The sequence below is a fragment of the Cobetia amphilecti genome, from assembly GCF_020217465.1.
Classification (GTDB): Bacteria; Pseudomonadota; Gammaproteobacteria; order Pseudomonadales; family Halomonadaceae; genus Cobetia; species Cobetia amphilecti.
The window spans coordinates 1-13,530 of record NZ_CP084115.1; the positions used below are offsets into that span (position 1 = coordinate 1).

Annotated in this window: 10 protein-coding genes; 5 read left to right on the forward strand and 5 right to left on the reverse strand. The window is 61.5% G+C overall.

What is annotated here, in order from left to right:
* The 4 genes from dnaA to gyrB all read left to right on the forward strand — a co-directional run bounded on the left by dnaA (window position 1) and on the right by gyrB (window position 6,436).
* Window positions 1–1,488, forward strand: coding sequence for a chromosomal replication initiator protein DnaA (gene dnaA / locus LCW13_RS00005; RefSeq protein WP_043331654.1), 1,488 nt, complete (start codon window positions 1–3; stop codon window positions 1,486–1,488).
* Between the two features lie 145 nt (window positions 1,489–1,633).
* A complete protein-coding gene (gene dnaN, locus LCW13_RS00010) occupies window positions 1,634–2,737 on the forward strand; it encodes a DNA polymerase III subunit beta (RefSeq protein WP_043331653.1) in 1,104 nt (367 codons plus the stop codon).
* Window positions 2,738–2,913: 176 nt separating this feature from the next.
* Window positions 2,914–3,999: a DNA replication/repair protein RecF gene (recF, locus tag LCW13_RS00015; protein WP_153636738.1), complete on the forward strand. Its 1,086-nt coding sequence runs from the start codon at window positions 2,914–2,916 to the stop codon at window positions 3,997–3,999.
* A gap of 19 nt (window positions 4,000–4,018) precedes the next feature.
* Entirely contained in the window at window positions 4,019–6,436 is a 2,418-nt protein-coding gene (gene gyrB, locus LCW13_RS00020) for a DNA topoisomerase (ATP-hydrolyzing) subunit B (protein WP_153634997.1), read from the forward strand.
* Between the two features lie 159 nt (window positions 6,437–6,595).
* Here the strand turns inward: gyrB and LCW13_RS00025 are convergent, their stop codons facing one another.
* From LCW13_RS00025 to glyQ, 5 genes are all read right to left on the reverse strand, one after another.
* A complete protein-coding gene (locus LCW13_RS00025) occupies window positions 6,596–7,543 on the reverse strand; it encodes an alpha/beta hydrolase (RefSeq protein WP_153634998.1) in 948 nt (315 codons plus the stop codon).
* A gap of 155 nt (window positions 7,544–7,698) precedes the next feature.
* Window positions 7,699–8,211, reverse strand: coding sequence for an S-ribosylhomocysteine lyase (gene luxS, locus LCW13_RS00030; protein WP_043331647.1), 513 nt, complete (start codon window positions 8,209–8,211; stop codon window positions 7,699–7,701).
* 137 nt (window positions 8,212–8,348) lie between these two features.
* The gene (gene gmhB / locus LCW13_RS00035; protein WP_153634999.1) at window positions 8,349–8,978 is read right to left on the reverse strand and encodes a D-glycero-beta-D-manno-heptose 1,7-bisphosphate 7-phosphatase; all 630 of its coding nucleotides are present in this window, start codon (window positions 8,976–8,978) and stop codon (window positions 8,349–8,351) included.
* A 376-nt stretch (window positions 8,979–9,354) separates the two neighbouring features.
* Complete coding sequence (gene glyS / locus LCW13_RS00040; protein ID WP_153635000.1) at window positions 9,355–11,424, reverse strand: glycine--tRNA ligase subunit beta; 2,070 nt, start codon at window positions 11,422–11,424, stop codon at window positions 9,355–9,357.
* A gap of 2 nt (window positions 11,425–11,426) precedes the next feature.
* Window positions 11,427–12,383 carry a glycine--tRNA ligase subunit alpha gene (glyQ, locus tag LCW13_RS00045; protein ID WP_107335756.1) on the reverse strand — a complete coding sequence of 319 codons (957 nt, stop codon included), beginning with the start codon at window positions 12,381–12,383 and terminating at the stop codon, window positions 11,427–11,429.
* A 169-nt stretch (window positions 12,384–12,552) separates the two neighbouring features.
* Here glyQ and rfaD point away from each other — a divergent pair, with 169 nt between their 5' ends.
* Window positions 12,553–13,509 carry an ADP-glyceromanno-heptose 6-epimerase gene (gene rfaD / locus LCW13_RS00050; RefSeq protein WP_054556380.1) on the forward strand — a complete coding sequence of 319 codons (957 nt, stop codon included), beginning with the start codon at window positions 12,553–12,555 and terminating at the stop codon, window positions 13,507–13,509.
* Window positions 13,510–13,530: the final 21 nt, after the last annotated feature.

The following is a 13,530-nucleotide window of genomic DNA, read 5'->3' on the forward strand; positions in this document are numbered from 1 at the left end:
GTGTCGCTCGCACTTTGGCAACAATGTCTTGACGCCCTGCAAGACGAGCTGAATTCACAGCAGTTCAATACCTGGGTTCGTCCCCTGCAGGCTGAGGAAGGCGACAGCGGAGAGCTGTGCCTGCTCGCCCCCAACCGCTTCGTGCGTGATTGGGTCAATGACAAGTACCTCAAACGAATTCACGAGCTGCTGCGTGAGCTGGCACCGGGCAAGCCGCCCAAGGTCGAGCTGAGCGTCGGTAGCCGCCGGACCGTCTCGAACCCGCGTCCGGAAGGCGCGGCTGCGTCGCCGGTATCTGCCCAGGCGCAAGCGCCGGGCCAGATGCCGAGCCCGCGTGCCCCTTCCGTGCATACGCCGCCGCGGGGCAATTTCGCGGAAGAGCGTGAGATGGCCGGCGATGGCGCCCGGGAACAGGCACCGCGTCGCAACACGCGCCAGGTGCAGGTAGAAGGTAGCCTCAAGCATTCCAGTGGCCTGAATCCGAACTTCACCTTCGAAACCTTTGTCGAAGGCAAGTCCAACCAGCTGGCCCGCGCGGCCTCGCGTCAGGTCTCCGAGAATCCCGGCGGCGCCTACAACCCGCTGTTCCTGTATGGCGGCGTGGGTCTGGGCAAGACCCACCTGATGCACGCGGTGGGCAATCATCTGGCCAAGCAGGGCGGCGAGAATGCCAAGGTGGTCTACCTGCATTCCGAGCGCTTCGTGGCGGACATGGTCAAGGCGCTGCAGCTCAATGCCATCAATGACTTCAAGCGTTTCTACCGTTCGGTGGATGCGCTGCTGATCGATGACATCCAGTTCTTCGCTGGCAAGGAGCGTTCCCAGGAGGAGTTCTTCCACACCTTCAATGCGTTGCTCGAGGGTGGTCAGCAGATGATCCTGACCTCGGACCGCTATCCGAAGGAGATCAATGGGGTCGAGGAGCGTCTCAAGTCACGCTTCGGCTGGGGGCTGACCGTCGCCATCGAGCCGCCGGAGCTCGAGACGCGCGTCGCGATCCTGATGAAGAAGGCCGATCAGGCCAAGGTCGATCTGCCTCACGATGCCGCCTTCTTCATCGCGCAGAAGATCCGCTCCAACGTGCGCGAGCTCGAGGGTGCCTTGAAGAAGGTCATCGCCGACTCCCACTTCATGGGGCGCGCGATCAATCAGGACTTCATCCGTGAATCCCTGAAGGACCTGCTGGCACTGCAGGACAAGCAGGTGGGTGTGGACAATATCCAGCGCACCGTGGCCGAGTACTACAAGATCAAGATTTCCGATCTTCACTCCAAGCGCCGCTCGCGCTCCGTCGCCCGTCCGCGTCAGGTCGCGATGGCGCTCGCCAAGGAGCTGACCAACCACAGCCTGCCGGAAATCGGCGATGCCTTCGGTGGGCGAGACCACACCACGGTGCTGCATGCCTGTCGCAAGGTGGCCTCGCTGCGTGAAGAGAACGCCGATATCCGCGAGGACTACAAGAATCTGCTGCGTCTGTTGACCAGCTGATCGAATTGCAGCGGCAGGTCGGGTTGGCGACAATCACGCTATCGGCCTGCTGTGCTCCGGGCTTGCCTGTCGCGGCCCCGAATTTCTTTTGCGTGCGCGCTGCCTGTCAGCGAGCATTGCCCCGTTTCCAGAGAGTGGAGTCTCCATGAAATTTGCCATTTCGCGTGAAGCCCTGCTGCGCCCGCTGTCCCTGGTGGCGGGTGTCGTCGAGCGTCGTCAGACACTGCCGGTGCTGTCCAATGTGCTGCTTGAAGTGTCCGATCAGCAGCTGTCGCTGACCGGGACTGACCTTGAGGTCGAGCTGATCGGGCGCGTCGAGCCCAGCCGTGTCGATGAGCCGGGTTCCGCGACGGTGCCGGCGCGCAAGCTGATGGATATCTGCAAGTCACTGCCCGAAGGCAGCGAGATCATTCTCGCGCTGGAAGAAGGGCGTGCCATTCTGCGCAGCGGCCGTTCACGCTTCACCCTGTCGACCTTGCCGGTGGCCGAGTTCCCGAACATCGATGATGGTCAGGGCGATATCACCGTCAGCCTGCCGCGCGGCACCCTCAAGCATCTGATCGACGCGACCTCCTTCGCGATGGCGCAACAGGATGTCCGGTATTACCTCAACGGCATGCTGCTGGAACTGACCAGCAACCTGGTGCGTACCGTGGCGACCGATGGTCACCGCCTGGCCGTCTGCGAGCAGGCCGCTGACATCAGCGTGCCGGAAGCGCAGAAGCTGATCATTCCGCGCAAGGGTATCCTTGAGCTGACGCGCCTGCTCGACGGCAGCAACGAGCTGATGACATTGACGGTCAGCGGGACGCACGTGCGTGCCCAGACCGGCGACTTCACCTTCACCTCCAAGCTGGTGGACGGCAAGTTCCCGGATTACGAGCGCGTTGTCCCGCGTGGCGGTGACAAGGTCATCGTGGCCGAGCGTGCCGAGCTGCGTCAGGTACTGTCGCGCACCGCGATCCTCTCCAACGAGAAGTACCGTGGCGTGCGCCTCTATCTGGAGGCCGGCAACCTGCGTGTGCTGGCCAACAACCCCGAGCAGGAAGAGGCTGAAGAGAATATTGCCCTTGATTATCAAGGGGCTGGCCTCGAGATCGGCTTCAATGTCGGTTACCTGATCGATGTGCTGGGAGTGCTGGATGCCGATCGCGTACAGCTGACGCTTTCCGATGCCAACAGCTCGGCGCTGTTGGAAGAGCCGGGTGGTGGCGATGCGCGTTACGTAGTGATGCCGATGCGTCTGTAATATCGTAATTGCTATTTAAATCAGTACCTTGAATCGTAATTGTGGCGCGATTGACGCGCGCAATCGCAGAATGAGCCTCGACAACACCCGCCATTTTCACTCCTGAATGGCGGGTGTTGTCGTATTTGAGCCCCGAAGGCGGCCATGGCTCTATTTCTCTATCGAATGAGGCCGTCATGGCGCTTGAACGACTTCAATTCCAGAATCTGCGCAACCTGGCGACAGTCGATATGGCGCCGGGAAAAGGGGTGAATCTGGTCAGTGGTGCCAATGGCAGTGGCAAGTCGAGCCTGCTGGAAGGTATCCATGTGCTGGGGCTGGCGCGCTCTTTCCGCACGCACAAGCTCAAGCATGCCATTGCGCATGACACGGCGGGAATGACGCTGTTTGGCCGCTTGGCAGGCGATCCACCGCGCCCCCTGGGGGTAAGGCGTGATCAGGCTGCAGATGGGCTGGAGATGCGGCTGGATGGCGAGAAGGTAGAGCGAGTCGCCCAGCTGGCTCAGGCCTTGCCGTTGCAGCTGATCAATCCGGATGCCTTCCGGTTGCTGGAGGGGTCGCCCTCTGCCCGACGTGAGTTCCTCGATTGGGGTGTGTTTCACGTGAAACACGACTTCTTCGACGTCTGGCGCCGTGTGCGTCGGGCGCTCAAACATCGGAACGCACTGCTCAGGCATGGTAAGATGGACGTTCAGGCACTTAACGTCTGGGATCGAGAGTTTGCTCACTGGAGCGAGCGTCTTGATGCCCTGCGCATGGAATATATGCAGGCGCTGGCGCCTCTGTTTCAAGCCACGCTTGCCGAGCTGATTGATTTACCCGAGCTGACTCTGCGCTATCAGCGCGGTTGGGATGCCAAGCGCCCTCTGGGCGACGTGCTGGCAGCAGGGCGCGACAGTGATAGCCATATGGGCTTTACCCAGACTGGCCCACAACGCGCCGACTTGCGTATTCGCCTGGGGCGACGCCCTGCAGTCGAGGTGTTGTCTCGCGGCCAGCAGAAGCTGGTGGTCAGCGCTCTCAAGCTGGCTCAGGGTCGCTTGCTCGAAGAAATGAACGGACGTACCTGTGTCTACCTGATCGACGATCTGCCGGCGGAACTGGATGGCGAGCATCGCCGTCTGTTCTGCCAGCTGTTGGCAGGCCTCGAGTGCCAGGTCTTCGTGACCTGCGTCGAACCCGAAACATTGGATCGGGTATGGTTGCCGAACACTGATGTCAGGATGTTTCACGTGGAACACGGGCGACTGCACACGGAATGATTTCACGACGGAGAAGCCAATGAGCGAACAGGCTTACGACTCATCAAGCATCAAGGTCCTCAAGGGCCTGGATGCCGTACGCAAGCGCCCCGGCATGTATATCGGTGATACCGATGACGGCACGGGGCTGCATCATATGGTGTTCGAGCTGGTGGATAACTCCATCGACGAGGCGCTGGCCGGTCACTGTAGCGAAGTCCGGGTCGTTATCCATGCCGACGAGTCAGTTTCCGTCAGCGACAACGGTCGTGGTGTGCCGACCGAGATCCATGAAGAGGAAGGCGTCAGCGCAGCGGAAGTCATCATGACCGTGCTGCACGCAGGCGGTAAGTTCGATGACAACTCCTACAAGGTCTCCGGCGGTCTGCACGGTGTGGGTGTCTCGGTCGTCAACGCGCTATCCGAAGAGCTCAAACTGACCATCTGGCGTCAGGGCAATGTCCACGAGCAGATCTATCGCCATGGCGAGCCGCAGTCGCCGCTGGGCATCGTGGGCCAGACCGAGAAGACCGGTACCCTGGTGCGCTTCAAGCCTTCCCCGCTGACCTTTGCCAATATCGAATTCCACTACGAGATTCTGGCCAAGCGTCTGCGCGAGCTGTCCTTCCTGAACTCCGGTGTCGCCATCCGTCTGATTGACGAGCGCAGCGGCAAGGAAGAGCTGTTCCATTACGAAGGTGGCCTCAAGGCGTTTGTTGACCATATCAACACCAACAAGGCGCCCTTGAATCCGGTGTTTCATTTCGAGATGGAGCGCGAGGATGGCATTGCCGTCGAAGTGGCGATGCAGTGGAATGAAGGCTTCGCCGAGAATATCTTCTGCTACACCAACAATATTCCTCAGCGCGATGGCGGGACTCACCTGGCCGGCTTCCGTGCGGCACTGACGCGTACGCTCAATAGCTATATTGAGGCGGAAGGTCTGCTCAAGAAATCCAAGGTCGGTACGACCGGGGATGATGCCCGTGAAGGTCTGACCGCGATCATCTCGGTCAAGGTACCGGACCCGAAGTTCTCCTCGCAGACCAAGGACAAGCTGGTATCGTCCGAGGTCAAGACAGCCGTCGAGCAGGAAATGGGCCGTCTGTTCTCCGAGTATCTGATCGAGAAGCCCAACGAAGCCAAGGGCATCGTCAACAAGATGCTGGATGCGGCGCGGGCGCGTGAAGCCGCACGCAAGGCGCGTGATATGACGCGTCGCAAGGGCGCCCTGGATATCGCAGGTCTGCCGGGCAAGCTGGCTGACTGTCAGGAGAAGGACCCGAGTCTCTCTGAACTGTACCTGGTCGAGGGTGATTCCGCTGGTGGCTCCGCCAAGCAGGGGCGTGATCGTCGTACCCAGGCGATCCTGCCGCTGAAGGGCAAGATCCTCAACGTCGAGAAGGCGCGCTTCGACAAGATGCTGTCGTCTGCCGAGGTTGGCACGCTGATCACCGCGCTGGGTTGCGGTATCGGTCGTGAAGAGTTCAACCCCGACAAGCTGCGCTATCACTCCGTCATCATCATGACGGATGCCGACGTCGATGGTTCGCACATCCGTACGCTGCTGCTGACCTTCTTCTTCCGTCAGATGCCGGAGCTGATCGAGCGCGGTCATATCTTCATTGCCCAGCCGCCGCTCTACAAGATCAAGCGTGGCAAGCATGAGCAGTATCTGAAGGACGAGCAGGCGCTGCAGGACTATCTGACCGCCACGGCGCTTGACGGCGGCAAGCTGCACGTCAACGCTGATGCCCCGGGTATCGCCGGCGCTCAGCTGGAAGCGCTGGTCAACCAGTATCGTGGCGTGATGAAGCGCATCGATCGTCTGGCGCGCGTCTATCCGTCTGCCGTGCTGCGCAAGATCGTGCACGCTCCGCATCTGGATGAGGCCGCTCTCGCGGACCAGTCTCAGGTGCAAGGCTGGATCGACGGTCTCCAGAAGGAAATGGATGACCTGATTGCCTATGAGGGCGGCCCGCACTACAGCTTCACTCTCAGCCACGACGGCGAGCGCAATCTCTATCTGCCGGCGGTGACGCTGACGGCACATGGTGTCAGCAGCGATTACCTGTGGGATGTCGACTTCTTCAAGTCCGCCGACTACCGCGAGATGAGTGAGCTGGGCAACATGCTGGAAGGCCTGCTGGAAGCTGGCAGCTACGTCTCGCGCGGTGAGCGCAAGAAGGAAGTCGTCACCTTCTACGAAGCCCTCGACTGGCTGATGAAGGAAGCGGCACGTGGCTTCAGCATCCAGCGCTACAAGGGGCTGGGCGAGATGAACCCGGATCAGTTGTGGGAAACCACCATGGATCCGGAGTCCCGTCGCATGCTGCGTGTGACCGTCGAGGATGCGATCGGTGCCGATCAGATGTTCAACACCTTGATGGGTGATGAAGTCGAACCGCGCCGTGACTTCATCGAGCGCTTCGCGCTGGTGGCCAACCTCGACGTCTGATGGCGTTGAGCTAGCGCTTGGCAGATGTCTTGCCAAGCCGGGCTAGAAAAACGGCCCCTGATCTTCGATCAGGGGCCGTTTTTGCATGTGCGTGTTGCCGCAATCAGGGGCAAGGATAACAGCGAGGAGTAGGGCTCGGTCACGGCTGAGGGTGTCGTCTCAGCCGGGCGTGCCGCCCTGATCGGTGCGTTGCTTGGTCAGCCAGGCGGTGATTCGCTCTGCCGTGATGGAGGACGTCGCAAGCCCCAGGTGATCAATTGTCTCGAGGACTTCCACCTGCGCCGCGGGGTGGTGGGGTTGCAGACATTGAGCAAGTCGCTCGGCATGAAACGCCTCGTCATGCTCGCCGATCAGCGCCAGCACTGGCAGCTGATGATGGGCGAGCGCCTTGAGGTCACTTTGATAGTCGCGAGGATTGAGGCCCGTCATCAAGCGCCACGAGTAGGCGTCGGTGGTATGTGCATCGCGGTACTCTGGCGGGATATTGAAGCCAAGGACCTCAATATGATCCAGGCGATGGATGCCGAGCCGATTCAGCAGCGCGCAGGCCAGCATTCGCGCGATGCGTGGCTGTGCCCAGCGTGAATCACGGCGCATGTTGGGCGCGAGATGATGCAGGTACGGCGCCAGCAATATCACGCCGTGGAGCGGAATATCGGCACGCTGGCGCTGACAGGCAGCGGCCGAGAAGCGCAGTGCCAGGCCGCCTCCGGCAGAGTGGCCAGCGACAATGACTCTGGCATCGGCTGGTAGCTCGAGCGACAGGATCAGGTCCTCGAGGTCTTCCTCGAGCTGGAGCAGGTGGTCGATGTCGCCACGTCGCTGCGGGGCTGGGCCGTGGCCGCGCAAGTCCGGCGTATGCACATGATGACCAGCCTCAGCCAGGCGCGTTGCCAGCGATGCGAGATAACGGCTGTCAGCGCTGGAGCCATGCAGCAGGATTAGGTGTGAGCGGCTCCCTGACATGCCTGCTGCGGGATAATGGCGACAGCCCAGGCTGCTGTCATCGCGGCAGCGGTAGGGGACGAGTTCATTCGGCGCTGACCACGCTTCCTTGTCTGCCAGGAAGGTTGTGAAATCAAAGGCATGGCTGCTGGAATCTGGCATTGGCTACACTCGCTCGGATGTCACGTCATGAAAAAAGCCCGCTATCTGATCCGGTCAGATAGCGGGCTTTTTCGTTCAAGTGCTCGGCGCACTCGACAGGCTGATCAAGCCCCGTGCCTCAAGGCTCGATGTCTCAAGGCTTGCTGCCTCAAGGCTTAGTGCGCCTGATTGAGGAAGCCTTCATCCAGCTTCAGCTCGTCATTGCGGTTGACGCCGATATCGCGGGACAGGATGTTGCTGGCGATCTGCTTGGCTTCTTCCAGAGAGTGCATCTGTGCGGTGCCGCACTGATAGACGTTGAGCTCCGGAATCTCCTCCTGACGCGCCACGTTGAGCACGTCCTGCATGGCAGCAGACCAGGCAGCGGCCACGCGAGCTTCTTCCGGTTCACCGATCAGGCTCATGTAGAAACCGGTACGGCAACCCATCGGTGAGATATCGATGATCTCGACGTCATCACCGTTGAGGTGCTCGCGCATGAAGCCGGCGAACAGGTGCTCGAGGGTGTGAATGCCTTTCTCGGAGAGAATCTCTTCATTCGGCACGCAGAAGCGCAGGTCGAAGACGGTGATGTTGTCGCCTTTCGGGGTGCCCATCTTCTTGGCCACGCGCACGGCAGGCGCCTTCATGATGGTGTGATCGACAGTGAAGCTATCCAGCAGTGGCATGTGAAGCCTCCAGCATGAGGAAGTGAGACAGGCAGGCAGTCGCCCGCCCGGATTCATGTCTGAAGGGTAGCATATCGCCGCTACTGATTAGAGAGGCAAGCGCGCCGTGCGCAGGGTTATCGCAGGGCCGGCGCGCCTCACAGATAGCTTTCGGCAGCGGCTTCACAGCTGACGCAGCGGCGCTGGGACTTTCCCGGCTCACCATCCGACATGGGGTGATTGAGCTCACCATCGAGCAGGCGGTTGGTGAAGTCGGCCAGGTTGGCCACTACCAGCACGTCCTTGAGCCCCTCGCCATCTGCCAGCGTCTTCTGGCCCTTGCCGGTCATCACCAGCGCGGCGCGACAGCCGGCCTTCTGGCCCGCGATGAGGTCACGCAGGCTGTCGCCCAGCATCCAGGCACCTTCGAAGTCGGGAATCTGCAGGGCATCCTGGATCTGGTGGAGCAGACCGGGTTCCGGCTTGCGGCAATCGCAGCCGTCGTCCGGGCCATGCGGGCAGTAGGCAATGTGAGCGATATCGCCACCGGCTTCCTTCACCAGCTGCATCATCTTGGTGTGCATCTGGTCGAGTTCGCGGTGGCCGAAATGGCCACGGGCGATTCCGGACTGATTGGTCGCCACGGCCACGGTATAGCCAGCGCGGGTCAGACGGGCAATGGCCTGGATGGAAGTGGGGTATTCGATCCACTCCTCGGCGTTCTTGACGAAGGCATCGGAGTCTTCATTGATGACACCATCACGGTCGAGCACGATCAGTTTTTGCATGGTCAACTCTTCACTTCAGGGCAGTCAGGGGCGTCAGCCGGGCTGCTTGTCAGGGGTCGCCGCTTTGCCTGGAAAATTGTGAGCCGAGTCACAAGATGACGCTCGCACGTGGGGATGGGCAAATGGCGCCGAGTGGTCGAAGTGCGTGGTGCGACAGGCTGCCGCGCTTTTCGAACACTGTTTCTATACTGGAATACTAGTGCGACCTAGGTAGGGGATCAAGGCAGAAATTGTGACATCGCTGCCGTGTTGCGTGAAATCCTGTCACGCAACACGGCATTTCGGGACCCCGGATGCAAAAGAACCCCGCCGTGGCGGGGTTCTTTTGCAGAGACTGCGCGTTACCGATGTCAGGGACAGCGTGGATCGGCAGTTCTTATTGGGTCAGCAGACTGATGTCGGCCACACCCATGAACAGGCCTTGCAGACTGGCCAGCATCGCCAGACGATTGGCGCGCACGGCGGCATCGTCGGCGTTGACCATCACCTGATCGAAGAAGGCATCGACCGGCTCGCGCAGGCTGGCCAGTGCATCGAGGGCCTCCTGGTAGCGCGCCGCGGCGAACAGCGGTGCCACTTCCGCGCCACGTGCCGTCAGGGCCTCTGCCAGTGCCTGCTCGGCCGGCTCGCTCAACAGGCTCGCATCCACCTCGGTGCGACCATCGTGCTCGGCCTTGGCGAGGATGTTGGAGACGCGCTTGTTGGCTGCAGCCAGAGCAGCGGCCTCCGGGCGTTCGCCGAAGGCGTGCACGGCACGCAGACGACGCGCGAAGTCCAGCGGATTGCTGATCTTCAGGGTACGCACGGCCAGGTACAGTTCGGCACCCATGCCTTCATCGCTGGCCCAGGCGCGGAAGCGATCGAGCATGTACTCGAGCACGTCCTCGACCAGTCCTTCGGCCTTGGGCAGATCACGATGCTGCTTGGCGCTGACGGTCAGCAGCTCGCGCAGGTCGAGGTCCAGCTCACCCTTGATCAGGATGTTGAGCACCCCGATGGTGGCGCGACGCAGTGCGAACGGGTCCTTGGCGCCGGTCGGACGCTGACCGATGCCGAAGATGCCGGTCAGGGTGTCGAGACGGTCGGCCAGGGCAATCGCCATGCCGGCCTTGGTCGTGGGGATCGCATCGCCGGCGAAGCGCGGCAGATACTGTTCTTCCAGCGCGAGAGCGACGGTGGCATCTTCGCCATCGTGACGGGCGTAGTAGTGGCCCATGATGCCCTGCAGTTCCGGGAATTCCAGCACCATCTCGGTGACCAGGTCGGTCTTGGCCAGCTGTGCGGCACGTGCGGCGTGGTCGACATCGGCACCGATGCGTTCCGCGATGTGGCGTGCCACGGCTTCGCTGCGACGGGCCTTCTCGGCCATGCTGCCCAGCTTCTGCTGGAAGACGACGCTCTCGAGCTTCTCGCGACGCGATTCCAGCGTGCTGCGCAGGTCGGTCTCGTAGAAGAAGGCGGCATCGCCCAGACGCGGACGAATCACCTTCTCGTTACCGGAGATGACCTGTTGTGGGTCCTTGCTCTCGATATTGGAGACGGTGATGAAGGCCGGCTTGAGCTTGCCGTCGTTGTCCAGCAGGTGGAAGTACTTCTGGTTGGCCTTCATGGAGGAGATCAGACACTCCGCCGGCACTTCCAGGAAGCGCTCGTCGAAGGTGCCTGTCAGTGCCACCGGCCATTCCACGAGGCCGTTGACCTCGTTGAGCAGGGCTTCCTCGATGACGGCGTTGGCACCATAGACTTCCGCCTCGGCCTGGACCTGTTCGCGGATACGCTCACGGCGCACCTCACGGTTGGCCAGCACGCGGGCATCTTCCAGCGCGTCGAGATAGTCCTCGGCGTGCGCCAGCGTGATGGCCTGCGGCGCATGGAAGCGGTGGCCGAAGGTGGTGCGACCGGAGTCGAGGCCGAGCACGCTGGCCTCGATCACTTCGCTGCCGTAGAGCGCGACCAGCCAATGCACCGGACGCGAGAACTCGATGCGTGAGGCACCCCAGCGCATGTTCTTCGGCACCGGCAGGCGAGCCACGACCTGCTCCAGCATGGCCGGCAGCAGGGCGGAGAGATGCTCGCCCGGCTGGGTGTGACGATAGCCGAGCCAGGTGCCCTTGTCGGTTTCCAGCTCGATCAGATCACTGACTTCGACACCGCAGGAGCGGGCGAAGCCCTGCACCGCACGGGTCGGTTCGCCATCCTTGAAGGCGGCGGCCTTGGCCGGCCCGCGCTTCTCGATCTCGCGATCCGGCTGGCGCTCGGCCAGGGATTCGATCATCACCGCCAGACGACGCGGTGTGGCGTAGGCACGTACCTGACCGAAGGCGACTTCGGCGTCGCGCAGGCCATCGGCGAGGCCGTTGGCGAGGCTGTCAGCGAGTGCGTCGATGGCGCCCGGCGGCAGTTCTTCGCAGCCCAGTTCGATCAGCAGGGTATTCACGGAGGCCATGCTTACGCGTCTCCCTCGGTAGTGGTGTCATCGGCGGCGAGCAGCTCATCACGCAGCGCTTGCGGGGCCAGCGGGAAGCCGGCGGCCTTGCGCGAATCGTAATAGGCGTGGGCCACATCACGGGCGAGAGTGCGCACGCGCAGGATGTAGCGCTGACGCTCGGTGACGGAGATGGCGTGACGCGCATCCAGCAGGTTGAAGGTATGTGATGCCTTCAGTACCTGCTCGTAGGCCGGCAGCGGCAGGTTGGCGGTCAGCAGCTTCTGGCACTCGCTCTCGCAGTGATCGAAGGCAGCGAACAGCTCCGGCACGGCAGCGTGCTCGAAGTTGTAGGCCGATTGCTCCTTCTCGTTCTGCAGGAAGACGTCGCCATAGGTCACGACGGAGCCGTCCGGCGCGGTGGTCCAGATCAGGTCGTAGACGCTGTCCACGTCCTGCAGGTACATCGCGATGCGCTCGAGGCCGTAGGTCAGCTCGCCGGTGACCGGGAAGCATTCGATGCCGCCTGCCTGCTGGAAGTAGGTGAACTGGGTCACTTCCATGCCGTTGAGCCACATTTCCCAGCCGAGGCCCCAGGCGCCCAGCGTCGGAGATTCCCAGTTGTCCTCGACGAAACGGATGTCGTGGACCAGCGGGTCGATGCCCAGACGCTCCAGCGAGCCCAGATAGAGCTCCTGCAGGTTGGCCGGTGACGGCTTCATCACCACCTGGAACTGATAATAGTGCTGCAGGCGATTGGGGTTTTCGCCGTAGCGGCCGTCGGTGGGACGGCGGGAAGGCTGCACGTAGGCAGCGTTCCAGGTTTCAGGACCGATGGAGCGCAGGAAGGTCGCCGGGTGGAAAGTCCCCGCGCCAACCTCCATATCCAATGGTTGCAGGATGATGCAACCCTGTTCGGCCCAGTATTGCTGCAGGGCCAGAATCAGGCCCTGGAAGGTTTTCACGTCTGGCTGTGTCATTGGTGAAGCCCGTTGGCCCATGAATTCGAGAACTGCCGAGTATACAATCCCCGCTTATCGGGTTATAGGCCGCAGACGAAACCGAGTGCGTGCCATTTCCAAATTCTGATGTGTCGCGTTACTGAACGCGCGCGTTGCCTACAAGCCTCTAGAGGCTCTGGGAGCTCAAATGATCGTCGTTACCGGAGGCGCCGGCTTCATCGGTGCCAATATCGTCAAGGCACTCAATGACCGCGGCCGTACCGATATCCTGGTGGTGGATGACCTGAGTGACGGCACCAAGTTCGTCAATCTGGCGGACCTGACCATCGCCGATTACCTCGACAAGGACGACTTCCTGATTCGCGTCCAGTCGAGCCTGATGGGCGAGTATGCCGAGTTGCCGAAGATCGAGGCGATCTTCCACGAAGGCGCCTGCTCGGACACCACCGAGTGGGACGGCCAGTTCATGCTCGAGAACAACTTCGAGTACTCCAAGGTGCTGCTCAACTTCTGCGAAGCGAACCAGATTCCCTTCCTCTACGCGAGCTCCGCGGCGACCTACGGCGACAGCCAGGTCTTCAAGGAAACGCCGGAGTTCGAAGGTCCGCTCAACGTCTACGGCTACTCCAAGCTGCTGTTCGATCAGCACGTGCGCCAGCGCTGGGACAGCCTGACCACCCAGGTCGTCGGCTTCCGCTATTTCAATGTCTACGGCCCGCGTGAGCAGCACAAGGGCAAGATGGCCAGCGTAGCCTATCACCATCACACCCAGGTGAAGGCGGGCGAGAACCCCAAGCTGTTCGGCGCCTACGATGGCTACGATGCCGGCATGCAGAGCCGTGACTTCGTCTATGTCGGTGATGTGGTCGACGTGAACCTGTGGTTCCTCGATCACCCGGAAGCCTCCGGCATCTTCAATCTGGGTACCGGTCGCGCCGAGCCGTTCAAGGCGATCGCCGAGACCGTCATCGAGTACTACGAGAAGGGCGAGATCGAGTACATCGACTTCCCGGAAAACCTCAAGGGTCGCTACCAGAGCTTCACGCGTGCCGATATCGGCAAGCTGCGCAAGGCCGGCTGCAACGTCGAATTCAAGACCGTTGCCCAGGGCACGCGCGCCTATCTCGAATGGCTGAATCGCTGAGTCCGAGCACGTGTGGACTGA